Source organism: Frankia sp. Mgl5 (assembly GCF_023242985.1).
Lineage (GTDB): Bacteria > Actinomycetota > Actinomycetes > Frankiales > Frankiaceae > Parafrankia > Parafrankia soli.
In genome coordinates, this window is the sequence record NZ_JALKFY010000277.1 from 1 (window position 1) to 246 (window position 246).

General features: G+C 55.3%; 1 pseudogene. It reads right to left on the reverse strand.

The features are described from left to right. Positions 1-223 (reverse strand): annotated as a pseudogene (locus MXD62_RS09345) (hypothetical protein); the annotation flags it as partial. Positions 224-246: the final 23 nt, after the last annotated feature.

Below are 246 nucleotides of genomic sequence, written 5' to 3' on the forward strand. Positions count from 1 at the left end.
CCAGCTTCACGAGGCCTGTTACCTCTTCCGCCTGCAGGCTGTACTCTCGCAGGGATTGATTGCAAGCATAGAGAAACACATGGCAAAACTCATTGTCGATCAGCTCCCCATCCCTGCCGCTATCCGGGATAACTCCTACCGGAAGCAGTTGATCAAACCGCACCGACAGGCCCAACTCCTCCGCAAGTTCGCGAATTCCGTCAGCCACCTCTTCACCTGCCAACAGATGACCGGCACAGGTAATGT